The 18,719-nt window shown below is 48.1% G+C and carries 16 protein-coding genes and 2 tRNA genes; 10 read left to right on the forward strand and 8 right to left on the reverse strand.

Annotated features, from left to right (window positions below; translation table 11 throughout):
* Window positions 1-49: 49 nt before the first annotated feature.
* From VMW78_03090 to VMW78_03120, 7 genes are all read right to left on the reverse strand, one after another.
* Window positions 50-122: transfer RNA gene (locus VMW78_03090), tRNA-Ile, on the reverse strand.
* A gap of 59 nt (window positions 123-181) precedes the next feature.
* On the reverse strand, window positions 182-2,062 hold the full coding sequence (gene rpoD, locus VMW78_03095) for an RNA polymerase sigma factor RpoD (protein HUV49995.1): 1,881 nt from the start codon (window positions 2,060-2,062) through the stop codon (window positions 182-184).
* A gap of 21 nt (window positions 2,063-2,083) precedes the next feature.
* Window positions 2,084-3,856 (reverse strand): DNA primase, encoded by a 1,773-nt coding sequence (dnaG, locus tag VMW78_03100; protein HUV49996.1) that lies wholly within the window; start codon window positions 3,854-3,856, stop codon window positions 2,084-2,086.
* Window positions 3,857-4,160: 304 nt separating this feature from the next.
* Window positions 4,161-4,892, reverse strand: coding sequence for a 1-(5-phosphoribosyl)-5-[(5-phosphoribosylamino)methylideneamino]imidazole-4-carboxamide isomerase (gene hisA, locus VMW78_03105; protein ID HUV49997.1), 732 nt, complete (start codon window positions 4,890-4,892; stop codon window positions 4,161-4,163).
* Between the two features lie 21 nt (window positions 4,893-4,913).
* Window positions 4,914-5,645 (reverse strand): hypothetical protein, encoded by a 732-nt coding sequence (locus tag VMW78_03110; protein ID HUV49998.1) that lies wholly within the window; start codon window positions 5,643-5,645, stop codon window positions 4,914-4,916.
* A 15-nt stretch (window positions 5,646-5,660) separates the two neighbouring features.
* Window positions 5,661-6,251 (reverse strand): imidazoleglycerol-phosphate dehydratase HisB, encoded by a 591-nt coding sequence (gene hisB, locus VMW78_03115; protein ID HUV49999.1) that lies wholly within the window; start codon window positions 6,249-6,251, stop codon window positions 5,661-5,663.
* A gap of 75 nt (window positions 6,252-6,326) precedes the next feature.
* Window positions 6,327-6,402, reverse strand: a tRNA-Ala gene (locus VMW78_03120).
* A gap of 173 nt (window positions 6,403-6,575) precedes the next feature.
* Here VMW78_03120 and VMW78_03125 point away from each other — a divergent pair.
* A complete protein-coding gene (locus VMW78_03125) occupies window positions 6,576-8,306 on the forward strand; it encodes a YcaO-like family protein (GenBank protein ID HUV50000.1) in 1,731 nt (576 codons plus the stop codon).
* Between the two features lie 168 nt (window positions 8,307-8,474).
* Window positions 8,475-8,627 (forward strand): hypothetical protein, encoded by a 153-nt coding sequence (locus tag VMW78_03130; protein ID HUV50001.1) that lies wholly within the window; start codon window positions 8,475-8,477, stop codon window positions 8,625-8,627.
* 23 nt (window positions 8,628-8,650) lie between these two features.
* Here the strand turns inward: VMW78_03130 and VMW78_03135 are convergent, their stop codons facing one another.
* Window positions 8,651-9,220, reverse strand: a complete 570-nt coding sequence (locus tag VMW78_03135) for a YqgE/AlgH family protein (protein HUV50002.1) — start codon at window positions 9,218-9,220, stop codon at window positions 8,651-8,653.
* A gap of 355 nt (window positions 9,221-9,575) precedes the next feature.
* Between VMW78_03135 and VMW78_03140 the strand changes: the two genes are divergently transcribed.
* From VMW78_03140 to VMW78_03175, 8 genes are all read left to right on the forward strand, one after another.
* On the forward strand, window positions 9,576-10,286 hold the full coding sequence (locus VMW78_03140; GenBank protein ID HUV50003.1) for a PTS sugar transporter subunit IIA: 711 nt from the start codon (window positions 9,576-9,578) through the stop codon (window positions 10,284-10,286).
* On the forward strand, window positions 10,283-12,238 hold the full coding sequence (locus VMW78_03145; GenBank protein HUV50004.1) for a proton-conducting transporter membrane subunit: 1,956 nt from the start codon (window positions 10,283-10,285) through the stop codon (window positions 12,236-12,238). The genes VMW78_03140 and VMW78_03145 overlap by 4 nt, the downstream gene beginning before the upstream one ends.
* 10 nt (window positions 12,239-12,248) lie before the next feature.
* Window positions 12,249-13,166: an NADH-quinone oxidoreductase subunit H gene (locus VMW78_03150; protein ID HUV50005.1), complete on the forward strand. Its 918-nt coding sequence runs from the start codon at window positions 12,249-12,251 to the stop codon at window positions 13,164-13,166.
* 2 nt (window positions 13,167-13,168) lie between these two features.
* Window positions 13,169-13,816, forward strand: coding sequence for an NADH-quinone oxidoreductase subunit K (locus tag VMW78_03155; protein HUV50006.1), 648 nt, complete (start codon window positions 13,169-13,171; stop codon window positions 13,814-13,816).
* Between the two features lie 4 nt (window positions 13,817-13,820).
* The gene (locus tag VMW78_03160) at window positions 13,821-15,305 is read left to right on the forward strand and encodes a proton-conducting transporter membrane subunit (GenBank protein ID HUV50007.1); all 1,485 of its coding nucleotides are present in this window, start codon (window positions 13,821-13,823) and stop codon (window positions 15,303-15,305) included.
* On the forward strand, window positions 15,305-16,798 hold the full coding sequence (locus VMW78_03165) for an NADH-quinone oxidoreductase subunit C (protein ID HUV50008.1): 1,494 nt from the start codon (window positions 15,305-15,307) through the stop codon (window positions 16,796-16,798). The genes VMW78_03160 and VMW78_03165 overlap by 1 nt, the downstream gene beginning before the upstream one ends.
* Before the next feature lie 13 nt (window positions 16,799-16,811).
* Window positions 16,812-17,591 (forward strand): hydrogenase, encoded by a 780-nt coding sequence (locus tag VMW78_03170; protein HUV50009.1) that lies wholly within the window; start codon window positions 16,812-16,814, stop codon window positions 17,589-17,591.
* A 355-nt stretch (window positions 17,592-17,946) separates the two neighbouring features.
* Window positions 17,947-18,681: a hypothetical protein gene (locus VMW78_03175; protein HUV50010.1), complete on the forward strand. Its 735-nt coding sequence runs from the start codon at window positions 17,947-17,949 to the stop codon at window positions 18,679-18,681.
* Window positions 18,682-18,719: the final 38 nt, after the last annotated feature.

An 18,719-nucleotide genomic window follows, 5' to 3' on the forward strand; every position in this document is an offset into this window, starting at 1 on the left:
AAAAAAAGGCGTGGTTACTCATCCCCACGCCTTGATCAAAACAGATGTATGGGCCCACCTGGGTTCGAACCAGGGACCGACCGGTTATGAGCCGGTGGCTCTTCCAGCTGAGCTATGGGCCCACGAATCAACTTGGCCACAAATCAATTTTTTTACTCTTAGAAATAAGTTTTGTCAAGAGTTAGGTTTCAATAAAGCTTTTAAGTTTACGACTTCTGGTCGGATGTCTCAATTTCCTCAAGGCCTTAGCCTCTATCTGTCTTATCCTCTCACGTGTAACAGTAAAATCCTGTCCCACCTCTTCAAGTGTATGATCAGCCTTTTCCCCTATCCCGAATCGCATGCGCAGCACCTTCTCTTCACGCGGAGTCAACGTCGCAAGAACCTTTCTTGTCTGCTCTGCAAGGTTCAGGTTTACAGCAGCATCCGAAGGAAGCATAAATTTTTTATCTTCTATGAAATCGCCAAGATGGCTGTCCTCTTCTTCTCCGATGGGAGTCTCAAGTGAAATAGGTTCTCTTGCAATCTTTAAAACCTTGCGAACCTTGTCCAGGGGAAGTTCCATTTTCTCAGCTATTTCCTCGGGTTTAGGGTCTCGCCCCAACTCCTGAACCAGGGATCTTGAGGTTCGGATAAGCTTGTTTATAGTTTCAATCATATGGACCGGAATCCGGATTGTTCTAGCCTGATCCGCAATCGCCCGGGTTATAGCCTGTCGTATCCACCATGTAGCATATGTGCTGAATTTATAACCTCGGCGATATTCAAATTTATCCACCGCCTTCATAAGACCTATATTTCCTTCCTGAATCAGATCCAGAAATTGCAATCCTCTGTTTGTATATTTTTTGGCAATACTAACGACAAGTCGTAAATTCGCCTTTGTCAGCTCACTCTTAGCTATTTTAGCCTTGCGGCGTCCGGTTTCAACACAAGATAGAACCCTTTTTAAGGTTCGGCTATTGGCCTTTATGAGATTTTCGTTATCATATATCTGATTTAAAATGTTCTTTAGTTCCATAAAAAGTAAAACCAGTTCATCTTTAGTCAGATTACATCGGCCACCCGCCCATTCAACAAACTTCTTTTGTGTTTTTAAATTGGCGCGAAGCTCGGTAAGCGTTGAGTTAACCTTATCAGCACACATTATTATCTTTTTGTTCATCGAGTCGAACCAGTCAATATGGCCTTTGATAATTGCTTCAATCTGGTCAATTATCCCAACTTCAAAACGCCATTGTTTTAGCAAGTCGAATATTTTATTGTTTTGTAGTGTAATATTTTTCCTGATCCGACGTTGTTTGTCGGCGCTCAGACCAGATGACATAAGTTTTTCTCGATAAACCATGTTTTTTTCGTATATTTTCTCAATAGAACGGATCGTGCTTAAAAACTTTTCAACCTGAAACACTTCGTCAATATATATATCTCCTTCGTCAACATCCCTTAACACATGTTTTATACGAAGCTCCTCATTTTCAATACTGTCTGCAATAGCTAAAACATACTTTACTCCAACTTCCGAATCTATCATCGCCCTTAAAACTTCCTGCTCACCGACTTCGATTTTCTTAGCTATTTCAACCTCCCCTTCCCTGCTTAAAAGGGTCACATAACCCATTTCACGCAGATACATCTTAACCGGATCAGCTACTGTGCCAAAATCTGCCGTAGATTCATTATTACCTGCAGTTGTATCATTTCCTGTTTTTTGTTTGCGGGCAGATACTTTCACTTTCTTTTTATCAATAACATCAATATCGAGTTCATCAAATATCATGAGCGTTTCATCAATCTGTTCCGAAGAAAGTATGTCATTGGGAAACGCCGCATTAATTTCATCATAAGTTAAGCGCCCCTGCTCTCTACCTTTTAAAATAAGGTTTTTTAATATCTTCCTGTTAACCTTTTCTATCTTTTTTTGCTCTGCATCCGCCATCTCTGGTGATGTCTTTCTGCTAACCATCTTTGCGATCTTTTGTTTTTTATTTACCTTCTCCGGCAATACCTTCCCTTTGTCCTTCTTTACACTCTTTTGCTTTGCCACCAATTTTTTTGCCATATATTCCAGCCTCCAACAGACTTAAGGGTTTTTTATTTTGTTTTTTACCTGCGTTCGCTTTTTCTTTAACAAACGGAATACCAGCTCATCGTCATTACGATCTTCTGCATCCTTTATTTCCTGTAACAACTTTCTCTCATGGCGATACCTGCTGGACTCAAATTGCGCAATACGCTTTAAACACTTATTGCGATCCCACAACTCATCCCCCATTGCCAGAGATGCTATAATACTTTTTTTATCTTTATCATCAATAATAGTCATAAGTTCTGAAGCCAGCTCACCTGAGCAGTCCTTGAGCTTTAAAATAACCTGTCCGATAGATTTCAAAATATTATCTTCAAAAAGATTGAGCAACCCACGATTATCTACTTCGGACAATACTTCCGGGAATTGAAGCATCATCGCTATTATCTGCGTCTCAAGCCTGTTACCATTATTTTTAAGCACATAATCCGCAACAGGTTTCGCGACATCCGAGCTTCTTCCCGAAGAGGCTTGTCTCACCTTCTCCAAAACCGCTGTTTCATCGATACCAAAACGTTCGGCAAGTTCCTTGACATACAATGATCTTGCGACATTATCGTTTATAGCTGCTAAAGGTACTTTCATGTCTGAAATAATATGTATTTTCCCTTCAGTTGAAAGCCCATGCTTTTTAACCGCGCAATCTATTAAAAACGAGATAACACCTTTTGATTCTGCAGCCAGACTTATAAATGGCTCAGCCCCAAATTCCAAAAGATACGAATCAGGATCATGACCAACAGGCAATACAACAATAGCGGCGTCCACATATCCTTTGTCAAACACCTCTATACTTCTTTGAGCAGCCTTTATCCCGGCTATGTCTGAATCATAGACAAGCACAACCCTGCCATTCTTTCCGATAAATCCTCTGAGAATCTGCACATGTTCCGGAGTCAACGACGTCCCAAGGGTTGCGACTGAATTCTGGATGCCGTGCTGATGAAGCGCTAAAAGATCAAAATAGCCCTCAACAATGAAAACAGTTTTATTTTCTCTGCATTTTCCTTTAGCCATATGCAACCCATAAAGGGAACGGCTCTTGTTGTACACAAGTGTCTCCGGAGAATTAAGATATTTTGGCAGGGAATCATCCAGCACACGTCCGCCAAAACCGATAACCTGCATACTTATATCAAAAATCGGAAAAATGATACGGGATCTAAAACGATCATAGAAACCGCCCTTGCCTTTTTTTGGAATAATCAACCCTGATTTCTCAACAAGCCCATCCGGTTGTTTCTTTTTTGAAAAATAAATCGCAAGATTATCCCAACCTTCCGGCGCATATCCAAGCTTAAAATCATCGATAATCTCTCTGCTTATCCCCCGGTTCAGCAGATATTTCATTGCCTTTTTCCCTGATATGTTTTCAAGCAAGGCGCAGCGAAAAAAATCCATTGCCTGTCTGTTTATTGCAAGCACACTTTCTCTTTCGCTAATTTGTCTTTTCTGTTCCGGAGACATTGTTCGAACCGGGATATCGATGCTGTATCGCCTGGCCAGCATTCTTGCCGCTTCAGGAAATGAAATGCCTTCCTGTTTCATAAGAAAGCTAAAAACATTTCCTCCTGCACCACATCCAAAGCAATAGAATATCTGTTTGCCGGGGCTAACGGTAAAGGAAGGGGTTTTTTCTGGATGAAACGGACAAAGTCCAAGAAAATTTTTTCCTGACTTCTTTAAAACTATCACCTCTGATATAATATCAACAATATCAGCTGCGTTTTTAATGTTATTAATTTTTTCTTCTGGGATATAAACCACCAAGAAATGCATCCTCCATTACCCTTGAAAAGGGAAAGTAGGTAGTATCGGAAGGTTCTATATAAATGGAGAACTTCATTTATTAAAATATTATTTTTAAACTTTTAATATTATTATTTTATATTACATTGTCAAGAGAAAATATAATAATCTCCGCTTTACTCTGACAGGCTGCGGGGAATGCGCTCGCTATTGCGGTTCAGCCATAAAGATTCTAAGACTTGTAAATATGAACTCGCACACAGACAGGCCTTTGTGGCTGAACTAATACGGAAAAACCGGGTGGATTTTATTATAAGAGGTTTTAATGATATTTTTTTGACACTTCAATAGCCTCTCTCAGGCTAAGAGTTCCGCTGTATAATGCTCTGCCGGTTATTACGCCTACAACGCCGGCCTGTTTTAAGGAAATCAGGTTTATTATATCCTCTATTGTTGAAACACCCCCTGAAGCAATCACAGGTATAGATACAGCCTCTGCAAGATGTCTGGTTTCAATAATGTTCGGACCGGTCTGCATCCCATCCCTCTGGATATCTGTAAAATTTATTGCAGCTACCCCGCAATCTTCAAATTTTTTTGCCAGATCCACGGCCACCATTTTAGTAGTCTGTGCCCAACCCTCTATTGCAACCAGCCCATTACGCGCATCAATTCCCACGATTATCTGTTTCGGGAACAGCCTGCACGCATCCTTTACCAGCTGAGGGTTTTTGACCGCTTCTGTTCCGATAATAACTCTTGTTACTCCAAGATCCAAAAATAACTTAATAGTATCAATATTACGGATTCCGCCTCCAACCTGAACAGGCACTTTTATGCTCTCAATTATTTTCTTTATGGAATGCAGGTTTTGCGGAGTTTTCTCAAAAGCCCCGTCAAGATCAACCACATGGATGATTTCCGCTCCTTCCTTCTCCCACCTCCTGGCCATAGCCGCCGGATCATCGGAAAAAACAGTTTCAGTATCCATCTTCCCCTGAAAGAGGCGCACACATCTACCATTTTTTATATCAATCGCAGGTATTATAATCATGATTTGTATGTGTTCATAAGTTCAGGGTTCAGGTTTCAGGGTTACTAATGTTTTAAGCATATCTTCGAGAGCGGAAACAGCCATTTTATCAACGGTAACCCAGGCCCCCTTTCTTTTTAAAAAAGTGCCGATTTTAAAAAGATTTTCAAAAAGTGAACATTGAGTCTCATCAAAGCGTCGTGTCCACAATATACGGCGGCCGCTCACATCAACAAGATGGACATCAAACGCCGCGGAAGCAGGCGAATCAACAGAATATCCGGTGCCGATCCGTTGCCTGAAGCGATAAACATATCCGGCCATAACTGCGTCAGCGCCTAAAATGCGTCCTGTCTCAACTATTTGGTCACGCTCCGACAGTCTGTTCTCATCTCTTGATAACATTTCGGACCAGACACCCCGGGCCTGTTCCAAAGGAATTAACTCCACCCCTTTACGGCTTTCCATCAAAGAAATCAGGCTCTGCGTTAAAATATCCTCTGCATCATCAATCACCTCTCCGGTCATAAAAACATTGCCGCACAAAGGGCACCTGGCACTAATGTTTTCCCCATATATCCCGGATATGTTTTTAAAAGGTAAAATTAGAAGTTTTTCCCTGGTCAAAGGAGCAGACGCTGGTTCCAGAGCGGTTACATGTGACCTGCAGGCAGGCAATAAAAATATAAAGGAAATAAACAAAAGCTTAAGCAACGCGGCATTAAAGAATTTGAGACCCTTGAAAAATGCTAAATTTTGTTTAATTGTATGCATATATAGGAGCCTCTCTTATAAGCTGCCTTTAGTGGAACAAACGCTTGATATACGCTCATCAAAAGAGGTCGCCTGATCAAGAGCTTTGCCGGCTGCCTTAAAAATAGATTCAATAACGTGATGTTCATTCTCACCGTACAATACATTAATATGAAGATTCATTCCGCTCCTGGTCGCAAATGCTCTGAAAAATTCCTTGGCAATATGAATGTCAAAAGAACCTCCACTTGAGCATGTAATACCAGAAACATTGTAAATAAGAAAAGGACGGTTTGACAGATCAACGGTAACCGAGGTTAAGGCATCATCCATCGGCACAACAGCATGACCATATCGTTTTATACCTTTTCTATCTCCAAGAGCCTTATGAAAAGCATCCCCTAATACAAGTCCGACGTCCTCAACAGTATGATGAAAATCAACTTCAATGTCCCCTTCGGCAAATATTGAGACATCAAAAAATCCGTGAACAGCAAAAAGGCTAAGCATATGATCAAAGAATGGTATGCCGGAAGAAATTTCATGGTTACCTGTTCCGCTTATATTCATCTTAATATTAATCTCTGTTTCTTTTGTTTTTCGCTTAACTTCAGCCATACGTTCCATATTCATCCTCATATCCATACCCTTTTTTTAAATATTTTTTATTTAACAGGGGTTCCTCTCTAATATGTTAAAATATGGTGGAGATGAGGGGGCTCGAACCCCTGGCCTCGGCATTGCGAACGCCGCGCTCTCCCAGCTGAGCTACATCCCCACAAAATATTTTATATATATATCAAATAGCATAAAACCGGTCAATTTAAAACAAGTTTTAAGTTTTATTATTATATGATATAAAATTGTGGTAAAAAAATATCACTGTGAGCGCGTCCGGATTTTCTTGAGTTAATTACATGACATACAAAATAAGGAAATACAACGAAATCAATGACAAATAAGATTATATTAAACGATGCATTTAAAGGCTTTACACTGGATCAGGATAAAATAGTGCCCCCTGAAGAAACAGTTAAGCGGTTCAAGGAAAAACTGAAAAATCTTGACCTCGACATTCTTAAAAGTACCGAAAGAATAGACAATGGTAGATTGGGCATACCGGTTTATCTTAGCTGTTGCGGCAAGGATGCATTGTCGGTTATTGGAACAAAAAAACAAATGGGAAAAGGAGCCACCCCGCATCAGGCAGAGGCCAGCGCTGTAATGGAGCTGGCAGAAAGATTTTCCTTTTACAGTTTCTACAATAATCCTGATAACTTTATCATTGAAAAATATAGAAATTTAAAAGACAGGGCAATATCCTTTGAGATGATTGCCGAATCAGTTCATGATGATTCAAACGAACTGGAAACAACCAAAAAAATATTTGAAAACATACCCTTAAAATGGACACGGGCATATAATCTGACACAAAATAAAGAAACCCTTATCCCTTTTAACTGGTTTTTCACAATCAATGAGTTTAATGGGACATCTGCAGGCAACTGTGCCGAAGAAGCCTTAATACAAGGCATCTGCGAGGTTGTGGAAAGGCACACATCATCCATAATCGGTCAAAACAACCTGAAAATACCCTCAATTAGTGCTGATTCAGCCACAGAACCGCTTGTCAAGGAAATGATTCAAAAGTACAGAAATGCCGGCATAAAACTTTATATTTCGGATTTTACGCTCGACTTAGGTATCCCCACAGTCGGGATATTGGCCTATGACCCATCGACCTTCCCGGAAAAAAGCGAAATTGTATGGACCGCTGGAACAACTCCGGATCCGCAAAAAGCTTTAAGTCGAGCCCTCTCAGAAGTAGCCCAGCTTGCCGGTGACTTTAATACCTGCTCCAATTATGTGGCAAGCGGTCTCCCTAAATTAAAAAAAATCAAAGAAGCTGAATTCATAACCAACTCGGAAACTAAAATCAATATAACCGCCCTTCCCGACATTTCAGACAATAACATAAAGATTGAGGTTCAAAACTGCATTTCCATGCTTGCAAAAAAAGGTTTTGAGGTGATTATAGTTGATACAACGCATCCCTTACTGAAAATACCGGCTTTCTATACAATTATACCAGGAGCGCATTTCAGGGAACGTTCACTGGGGGCCAGTGTTGGGATGTTTTCAGCCAAGCTGATATCAAAAAACAAAAACCCCCAAACGGCTATTTCTGAACTAAAAAAGATGGATAGTTTGCTTCCTGGAAAGTATTATATTAAATTCTATCTTGGTTCATGCTTTCTATCTATTAACGACCCTGAAACAGCATTAACCTATTTTAACCAGGCGCTTGAACTTAACCCTATAAAACAGGATGTTGCAAGCATCTATTCCTATATGGGTGTATGTCTGAAAAATATCGGAGAATATAGAAAAGCTCTTGATGTATTAAAAAAAGGGGAAGAATCCGACAGCGCAAAAACAGATATTTACAATCTTATGGGTTTTTGCAATTTTTCTCTCAAAAAGCATGAAAAGGCTATAGAGTGCTTCCGGAAAGTACTTAAACTCGATCCGGGTTCTGCCATCGATTATGCAAATATTGCCTCTAATTATCGTGACATGGGAAAAAGGGGAAAGGCCATCAAGTACTATGAAATAGCCTTATCAATAGATCCTGAAATTGATTTTGCAAAAACTAATCTGGAGAAACTGCGACGGACATAACATGTAAAACAATTCCTGACAACATTCCTGACTTAATGCCTTGTAAAATTTAATATTTTGTGTTATGTTAAATAAAATTGCCAGCTTATTTGACGATTAGTCTTATGTTGGCAATAAGCACAACTCCCTTTCCTGAGGGAGAAAATTAATCTACGAGGAAATATATTTATGTCAGAAAAAAACCCGGAATGCCCGTTATATAATCCATTAAACTGTAAAGAGTATTACAATCCCAAACTTTGCGCTTTTGTCAGGAAAGACAAGGTTTGTCTTAGAAAAAAGAAGTCCGAACCAAAAGCAAAAACCAAAAAAATAGATTAATATGAGGGGCGGTTTTATTTTTATCAGGCATGCCCCGCTATATCCGAAAGCTTACCCGGATCTATCCCCATTTTTTTCACAGCCTCTTCCCACATGTACTCACCCGGTATCTCAAAAATAATCTTTTCAGAAATAGGGCATGTCAGCCATACATTTTCCTTTATCTCCGATTCAAGCTGACCTTCACCCCAGCCGGCACATCCTACACTTACAATGCAGGCTTCAGGCCCCTCGCCCATTGCTATCACCTCTATAATATCCCTGCTGTTGCTCATGGCAAGGGAAGGTGTAACCATAAGACAGCTCTCCCAGTTAAATGGAGGCCCATGCAGAACAAAAATTTCACCGACATGAACAGGCCCGCCAATATATATAGGTATTGATTCAGAATCGGAAACATGATTTATTTTAAGTTCATCAAAAATATCCTTTCCAACTATGGCAGGATGAGGTCGATTCACAACAATACCCACGGCACCTTCCTGGGTATGTTCAGAAATACAGATGACAGTCTGGAAAAAATTCGGATCTGTCATGCCCGGCATAGCTATAAGAAACTGTCCCTTAAAAAACCCCTGATAATTATCTTCCATAATCTCCCCCACAGTGGTGAAAACTTTGCTCTTGGTTCAAGAAGGTCGGCAAGCAAGTGTCCAGTGGATAAGTTGATAAAGATATGACATGTACTTATAATAAAGTTGTATTTTTTTCCACATTTTATTTAAATTATCATGATTATGCGGATTCCATATAATAGTAAACTTTTTTATTTTGAGACACTTTTAATCGAGGGGTCTGATTAAACCGAACTTATTCTTGCTCACCACATGGGTATGGAACAATCCGGCTAAATCATCTTGACAGCCGCCAGGACCGGGTGTAAAGAAAAAAGTTTATGCAATTTAAGGAGCGTCTTATGGTCTTCCAAAGACTGCGGGAAAAGGTATAATGAAACTTGTCGTTCGTGATGTCTCGGCACTTCTGAATGTTTCGGAAAAGACCGTTTATCAATGGATTGCCAAACGCAACCTGCCTGCCCATTGCATCAACGATCAGTACCGGTTCAACCGTATTGAACTGCTCGATTGGGCAATGGCGAAACATCTGCCACTGGCTCCCGATATCCTGGGAAAAGCGCACCCGGACGACCCGTGCGAATTTCCGGGAATAGCGGAAGCGCTGCGGACGGGCGGGGTCTTCTACCATGTTCCCGGCGGGGACAAGGCAGCGGTATTGGCAAAAGTGGTCCGGATCATGTCGCTGCCCGCTGAAGTGGACCGGGATTTTCTACTGGAAGTGCTCCTGGCACGCGAGTCGCTGTGTTCCACCGGAATCGGCGACGGGGTGGCCATCCCGCACGTCCGCAATCCGATCGTCATGCATGTTCCCCGACCGATCATGTCGCTGAGCTTCCTGGAACAGCGGGTTGAATTCGACGCCCTCGACGGCCGGCCCGTACATACCCTTTTTACCATTGTCAGTTCCACAATTCACGGCCATCTGCAGTTGCTGTCCCGGCTCTCCTTTGCCATGCGTCAGCCCGATTTCAAGGCGGCGATCGCCCGCAAGGCACCGCGTGAGGAACTTTTGCAACAAGCCGAAGCCATCGACAGAACGGTTGCCGTCCAAAATTTGATGGATAGAGGAAACCTGTCATGACGCCCCTGCTGTTATCTTTTTTTATTTTGCTCGTCGGGGCGATAGCCGCGGCTGTTCTGCGCTGCACCCGGACGCAGTGGATCGGGCCCTGGAGCGCAATAGCCGGTGCGGCTATTGCGGCTTTCGCCGGACTGCGCAGCCTGATCGCCGGAACGACGGTTGACATCGCGGCTCCTTGGCAGGTGCCAATGGGATCGCTGCACGTCGGCCTCGATCCCCTGTCGGCGCTTTTCGTGTCCTTAATTGCAGTAATCGGCGTGCTGGCGGCAGCTTATGGCCGCGGTTATCTGGCAGATGATCCCGGCAATGGAAAGGTCGCGATGAGCTGGTGCTGGTACAATCTGCTCATAGCCGCCATGCTGCTGGTGGTGGTGGCCCGGGACGGCTTTCTGTTTCTGCTGGCCTGGGAGGCCATGTCCCTGTCCTCATTTTTTCTGGTCATGTTCGACCATGAAAAGGACGAGGTGATGCGGGCCGGCTGGACATATCTGGTGGCCGCCCATCTGGGAACGGCATTTTTACTGATCATGTTTCTGTTGCTGGGCGCCGACGACAGCCTGGATTTTGCCGCCTTGTCTGCGTCGGGTTTGTTGGCATCGATAGTCTTTGCGATGGCCTTGATCGGTTTCGGAACCAAGGCCGGCTTCGTGCCCCTGCACTTCTGGCTACCCGAGGCACATCCGGCGGCTCCTTCGCACGTTTCGGCCCTGATGAGCGGCGTCATGATCAAAACCGGCATCTACGGTCTGCTGCGGGTAATGACGTTTCTCAAGGCACCCGACGCCTGGTGGGGCTGGGCGCTGATCGTGATCGGAGCGGTGTCCGGTGTTGCCGGCATTCTTTTTGCGCTGGCGCAGCATGACTTAAAACGGCTGCTGGCCTATTCCAGTGTCGAACATATGGGAATTATCACAGTGGGCCTGGGGATCGGCATCCTGGGGGACGTTTCCGGCAACCCTGTCGTGGCGGCGATGGGCTTTTGCGGCGCACTGCTGCATGTGATCAATCACGGCATTTTCAAAAGTCTGCTCTTTCTGGGTGCCGGGTCTGTCCTGCACGCCACCGGGACCCGGGCGATTGATCGCCTGGGCGGTCTGATCAAACCCATGCCGGTGACCGGCGCCGCCTTTTTGGTGGGGGCAGCGGCGATTTGCGCCCTGCCACCGCTTAGCGGGTTTGTCAGCGAGTTCCTCATTTATTCCGCCGCTTTCAGCAGCGTGGCCGCAGGTACCCAGGTCTGGGGCGGAATCGTTGTCATCGGCAGTTTGGCCCTTATCGGCGGTCTGGCGGCAGCCTGTTTCACCAAGGCATTAGGAGCAGTCTTTCTGGGAGAACCACGCACCAGCGACGCAGTCGGGGTCCATGAAGCGCCGCTGTCCATGTGCTGGCCTATGGTTACGCTGGCGGCCCTGTGCGTCTTCATCGGCCTGACCGCAGCGGAAATGGTCCAGCTGGTGATGCCGGCGGTGGCCCAACTAACGCCTGCTGCGGTAAATACCGTCCTCCTGAAAAGGCTGCAGGACCTGATGACTCCAATCAGCATAGCAGCACTGGTTCTGATAGGTTTGACGGCGCTGCTTGCCGGACTGCGCTCGATGCTGCTGCGACGCCGCATGGTCCGCACAGCTGTTACCTGGGACTGCGGCTATGCGGCCCCGACACCACGCATGCAATATACCGCCTCTTCATATGCCCAGCCCCTGATCGGAATGTTCCAGACGGTTTTGCGAACGCGCTGCGACCTTAAGAAGCCGCAGGGCCTCTTCCCCGCCGCTGCCGGCCTGCACAACCAAACACCGGATTTATTTGTCCAGAGGGTTTACGCGCCGGCAATCCGGACAATCGTCAGGCTGGCCGACATTTTTCGCCGGATCCAGCAGGGACAAACTCACCTGTATATTCTGTATATCCTTGTGACCGTCCTGCTGCTGCTGATCTGGAACCTGTGGTGAGGACCGAGCCATGACACATGCCTATGCCCTATTTCATATTTTGCTGGCGTTAACGGCAAGCCCTCTGCTGCTGGCCCTGATCAATCGGGTCAAGGCCTTCTTCGGAGGTCGAAGCGGCCCGCCGCTGCTGCAGTCCTATTATGACCTGTTCAAGCTGCTTCGCAAGGGAGCGGTATACAGCCGTACCACATCGTGGGTTTTCCGCGCCGGTCCCGTGGTGGGACTGGCGGCCGCGTTAATAGCACTGCTGCTGGTACCCCTGGGTGATATTCCAGCCCTGGTGGCTTTTCCGGGCGATCTGCTGCTTATGGCATACACCTTGGGGTTGATGCGTTTTTTTACCGTTATAGCCGCCCTGGATACCGGCTCAGCCTTTGAAGGGATGGGGGCCAGTCGGGAAGTACAGTTTTCAGCTCTGACGGAAGTGGCGCTGCTGACTGGATTGGCCGCCATCTCCGCTAAAGTTCATGCCGTTTCACTGAGTACACTCAGCAGCCAGGTCTGGGCCGGAGTGCCGGCCTGGGAAGGCGGTGCCACCGTGCTGCTGGCATCGGGCGCACTGTTGGTGGTTTTGCTGGCTGAAAATGCCCGCATTCCCTTTGATGACCCCAATACCCATCTGGAACTGACGATGATCCACGAGGTCATGATACTGGATAACGGCGGTGTGGACCTGGCGCTGATTGAGTATGCATCCGCTATCAAGTTCTGGGTGCTAAGCGCCCTCCTGGTTTCCATTGCACTGCCTCTGCGGACGACGGTTCCCGTCTTGAATCTGGCACTCGGTCTGGGAGCAATGCTGATTCTTGGGGTGGTTGTTGGGTGCATCGAATCGATGATGGCCCGCCTGCGACTGGTCCGCGTGCCCCAGTTGATCGTAGCCGCCGGCGTACTTTCCCTTTTGGCCGTCATCATGGCGGTACGGTGAATATGATGCAAGCTTTAGATGAATTTCTGGTAATTGTGATGATCCTGTTGAATCTCAGGCTGATGGGCGTCAGCCGGCTCGGTGCCTGCGTGCAGACGGTGGCTATCCAGGCGCTGGTGATCGGCGCCTTGGCGCTCCTGTCGCAAACAGCACCAAGTTTCTGGACGGTGGCCCTTGTGACGTCAGCCACAGCCATTAAAGCCGGCGTCCTTCCCGCCATGGTCCGCAGGGCCATGCGCGAGACCGGCGTGGTGCGGGAAATCGATCCCTTGGTCGGCTACACCCTTTCAGTTCTGATCGGTACCGGCATGTTCGTGCTCAGTCTCCTGGCGACACGGTCGCTGGAGGTGCCATTTGCCGCTGGGGGGGCGCATTGGCTGGTTTCGGGTACGTTGTTCACGATGCTGACCGGGCTGTTTCTCATCGTAACCCGCCGCAAGGCCATCAACCAGGTATTGGGCTTTGTCACTATGGAAAACGGCATCTACCTGTTCGGCGTCGCCTTTGCGATACACGAGCCGTGGCTCGTCCAAGCCGGAGTGCTGCTGGACGTTTTTGCGGCCGTTTTCATCATGGGCATCATGATTTGTCATATCAACCGGGAATTTGATCATATTGATACGAACCGGTTATCAAATTTGAAGGATTGAAGTCATGATCTGGGCATTAATTCTGATTCCGGCAGCCTGCGGCATATTGGCCTTCCCCCTGGCTTCCGACCGACTGAGCCGCACCCTGCTGGTCACGGCCGCACTGGCCCATTTCGCCCTTGTGCTGGCGGCATGGCAAATGCCGCTGCCGTTTAACGCAGCAACCGGCTGGCTGACGGTAGACGCGGCATCTCTTTTATTTCTGAGCATCTGCAGCGGACTGTTTCTGGCAGCCTCCCTGTATGCGATCGACTACCTCGAGCGCTCGCCAAAGGCCCCGATTCGCGATTACCTGGAAGGCTTTCAATTCGGCAATCGCCCCGAACAGATTTTTATCGGCTGCCTGCTGCTGTTTCTGGCCGCCATGACCACGGTAATCGTTTCCAGCCACATGGGTATCCTCTGGGTGGCGGTGGAAGCCACTACGCTTGCCAGTGCACCGTTGATCTATTATCACCGGCACCATCGCAGCCTGGAAGCGGCCTGGAAATATCTGCTGATCTGTTCGGTAGGAATCGCGCTGGCACTGCTCGGCAATTTCTTTCTGGCCGTCGCAACCACCGCCAGACCCGGTCTGGAGCACAGTTTGCTGCTGCCGGAGCTCGTCAAAAACGCCGCCGGTTTTTCACCAACCTGGCTCAAGGCCGCATTTATGCTGATGCTGGTGGGCTACGGCACCAAAATGGGCCTGGCCCCAATGCATACCTGGCTACCGGATGCCCACAGCGAATCGCCATCCTTAGTGTCGGCACTGTTGTCTGGGGCTCTTCTCAACTGCGCTTTTCTGGCGATTCTGCGCATGCATACCGTGCTGGTCGCCGCTGGCCTGGGCGATTTCGGACGCGACATGTTGGTTCTCTTCGGCCTGTTTTCCATGGTATGGGCGGCTATACTACTGATTTCCCTGACCGATTATAAACGCATGCTGGCCTATTCCAGTGTCGAACATATGGGAATTCTCGCGGTGGGCATCGGTTTGGGCGGAGCAGCCTCCGCCGGAGCCATGCTGCATGTGCTGAACCATTCTTTGACGAAAGCCGCGCTATTTTTTGTGGCCGGCAATATCCTGGCGGTTTACCGGAGCAAGAATGTCGGAGATGCCCGTGGGCTGCTCGGCATCCTGCCGGTCAGCGGCGTGCTGTGGCTGGCTGGAATTATAGCCATTACCGGATCGCCTCCCTTTGGATTGTTCACCAGCGAGCTGATGATCCTCAAAGGCGCGCTCGCCGGGAGCCGCTGGGCCGTAGCCGGCTGTTATCTGACAGCTTTATTTGTAGCCTTTGCCGCCATGGCATGGGCCGGAATGCGGATGGCCTATGGCCTCCCGGATACCCCACTCATTCATTCGAGGCCGGCTGCCGAATCCATGCTATCCGTGGCTGTTCCGGCGACACTGCTGGCTGTGGTTTTCGTACTGGGGTTGTGGGTGCCCCCGCCGTTGTGGAAGTTGATCAAGGCCTCTGCCGCGACCCTGGGAGGAGGTTTCTGATGTCCATGAACATGCCCTTTCTGTATAATGGTGAAACCGTCTTGACTGCGGCAGTGCCGCTCATCGGCATTGATCGGTTTCGCTGTGAAGTGATCGAGCAAGTTGCCGGAGGCGGCCGCCTTTCGGCGCTCTTCGCAGTACAGCATAACGGTCGTTTCAGGCTCTATGCGGTACTGTGCCTGCCGGCGCGCGAACAGGCAGGAATTGTAGCCACCAAAATCGATGCTATATACCCGTCACTGACGCCGGACTGCCCATCGGCCCACTGGTTCGAGCGAGAAATCTTCGAGCAGTGGGGGATTCGGCCGCAAGGTCACCCCTGGCTCAAGCCGATCCGCTTCCAGCCGTCGGCCCGCGGCGCCGGTACGCCGGCGGTGGGCATTACCGATTTTTTCACCATGGCCGGCGAGGAGGTCCACGAGGTTGCGGTTGGGCCGGTACACGCGGGCATCATCGAACCGGGGCATTTTCGTTTTCAGTGCCACGGTGAAACCGTTTATCACCTGGAAATTTCACTCGGCTACCAGCACCGCGGGATCGAACGAGCCCTCGTCGGCGGACCCGGCCGGCGCACTATGCATTACATGGAGACCCTTGCCGGCGACAGCACAGTGGGCCATGCCGCAGCTTACTGCGCTATAATGGAGGCCCTCTGTGCAACAACGGTGCCGCTCGGCGCCGAGGCGATCCGAGCCATTGCCGCCGAATTAGAACGGATGGCTAACCATATCGGGGATATAGGAGCGATGGCCGGCGATGTTGGTTTCCTGCCCACGCTGAATTATTGCGGTCGAATCCGGGGAGATGTTCTGAATATGACCGCGCTGATCTGCGGCAATCGTTTCGGCCGGGGGCTGCTGACACCGGGCGGCGTCCGTTTCGGCCTCAGCGCGGACCGTCGCCGCCTTTTGGCAGAACGCCTCGATGCCGTGGAAAAAGATCTCAACTCTGCCGTGCCGCTGATGTTCAGCGCGCCTTCGGTTTTGTCGCGCATGGAAGGAACAGGGACGCTGACGGCGGATCTGGCACGGCAAATCGGGCTGGTGGGCGTGGCAGCCCGGGCGTGCGGGCTGCCCTGTGACGCTCGGACCCAGTTGCCCTATTCCCTTTACAGGTTCGACAGCCTGCCTACCGCCACGTACCATACGGGTGACTGTTTTGCCAGAGCCTACATCCGCTGGCTGGAACTGAAGCATTCGATCGCGTTTGTCCGGCGGCAACTTGTAGCCCCAGCCGCTGAAAACGGCCTGGTTGAGGCGTGCAACTCGCCGGGCCCCGACCGGATGGCTGTCGCGTTTAGCGAAGGTTGGCGGGGGGAAATCTGCCATGTGGCAGCCACGGACGCCCAGGGGCGTTTCGAGTTCTATAAAGTCATCGACCCCTCATTTCACAACTGGTTCGGCCTGGCCTATGCGCTGCGCGGGCAGGAAATTTCGGATTTTCCACTATGCAACAAGAGCTTTAACCTGTCCTATTGCGGACACGATTTATAAAGAAGGCAGAACTATGTTCCATATTTTAAAAGCCAGATGGCAACAGAAACACCGGACGATGCGGTATCCCGCCGGCTCCTTGCCGGAAATGCCGGACCGGTTTGCCGGGCGACCGGTTTTCTGCGGTGAATGCCTAAAAGGATGCCGTTCCTGCCGGGATGCCTGCCCGGTCGAAGCCGTCCGGCTCGAAGGCGAGCGCTTAACGCTGGACCTGGGGCGCTGCATCTTCTGCCGAGCCTGCGCAGAGGCCTGCTCCTGCGGAGCGCTTTCGTTCAGCCCAAACCCTCAGTTGGCGGCCGCACAACGGGAGGACCTGATCCTTTCAGCGGATTCACAAGCCCGTATCGAGGCCATGTCCGAACGAGCCCGCAAATTTTTTGGCCGTTCCTTAAAGCTCAGGCAGGTTTCGGCCGGTGGGTGCAATGCCTGTGAAGCGGATATCAACGTGCTGGGAACACCGGCCTGGGACATGGGCCGTTTCGGTATCCAGTTTGTTGCCTCGCCTCGGCACGCGGACGGCCTGCTGATAACCGGCCCTGTGACGGACAACATGCGTCTGGCCCTCGAAAAAACCTATGCGGCCGTGCCTGAGCCCCGTATCGTCATCGCCTGCGGTGCCTGCGCAATCAGTGGCGGAATATATGCCGGCCATCCCGAAGCGTCCGACGGCGCAGCTTCGGTGCTGCCCGTCGATCTTTATATCCCCGGCTGCCCGCCGCATCCGCTGACAACCCTCGATGCACTGCTGCGTTTTATCGGCCGACCGGTACCCTGGTATCCAGACAGTTTATGATGCGACACGTTTTGGCTAAGCCGGTTCATGAAGATCAAAATGCTACCTCTGAAATAAAGAATAAAGAGCACAGTTAAATGGAAAGTTTAATGGAATATGCCCGGCATAATGCCTCCGCTCTATATTCCTCCCAATTTCGATTCCTCCTGATTATGTTAAACATAATTTAAATAACATAAAAATATAAAAAACGATAATGTTTTTAGCCCTTTGAAAAAAATCCTGACAGGATAACAGGCCTGCCCTGGTGCAACCAGCAATAACACCGGACGCAAAGATTAAGGGGTTTTTTGTTTTAAAGAATAAATGAATAAAAAAGTTGACAAACTGTAGATTTAAGGTTGGAATAAATTATATGGATATTGGTGAAAATTATGTCCAGGAAGAAGCGGAATGGATTGAGGAGTCCGGGGAAATACCAGAGGTAGCCTTTTATGAAGCTGTTTCTTATCTTACTGAACAGGAAGATGGGCCAAAGCTGACGCTTGCTCCATTAGATATTAAACTCTTAGAAGACGCGGTAATATATCGATACAAAAACATTATATTGCGCGATCTTGATTACACCAACAGGAGTTCTCCTGTGTTTCGGGGAATGAAGAGAGCTATAATAAATTATGAAAGGTTAATAAAATATCAAACACTGAAGAATAGAGCGGTTTTCGGCTGGAAAGAAGAAATCTGCCGGTTTCTTATAGAATATATGGTTCGGGAATGCCAAGATATCTCGGAAGGAAGGCTCTACAGAACAATCAACTGTGGGCGGGAACAATTAGAGAAATTTGCAAAAAAACTTGGTGTTGATGTTGACCCGAAGTGTTTGGAGATCTGCTTTAAACCGGTTCCTTTAACGTTTGATGAAGTGTGCAGGGCAACACTCTTTGCTGAAAGAGATGATTATCCGTACAAATCTCTACACGATAGAGGAGATTATTTTGAGATTGTGATATCTAATGAAGATAAACAACAGCTTCATATTTCGTTGAAGATATGCATGGATGAGAAAACAGACAAACAGGATATGAAGTTAAAGGCAGATGCGATTTATCGCTCTATCCCCAAATCAGAGGCGCCATGGAATATTTCATAAACTTCGGAATCAGGGGAAGAGGTCAGGCTGCGGGGTTA

It is taken from the genome of Anaerolineae bacterium (assembly GCA_035529315.1).
In the GTDB taxonomy this organism is placed as follows: domain Bacteria; phylum Desulfobacterota; class Desulfobacteria; order Desulfobacterales; family ETH-SRB1; genus Desulfaltia.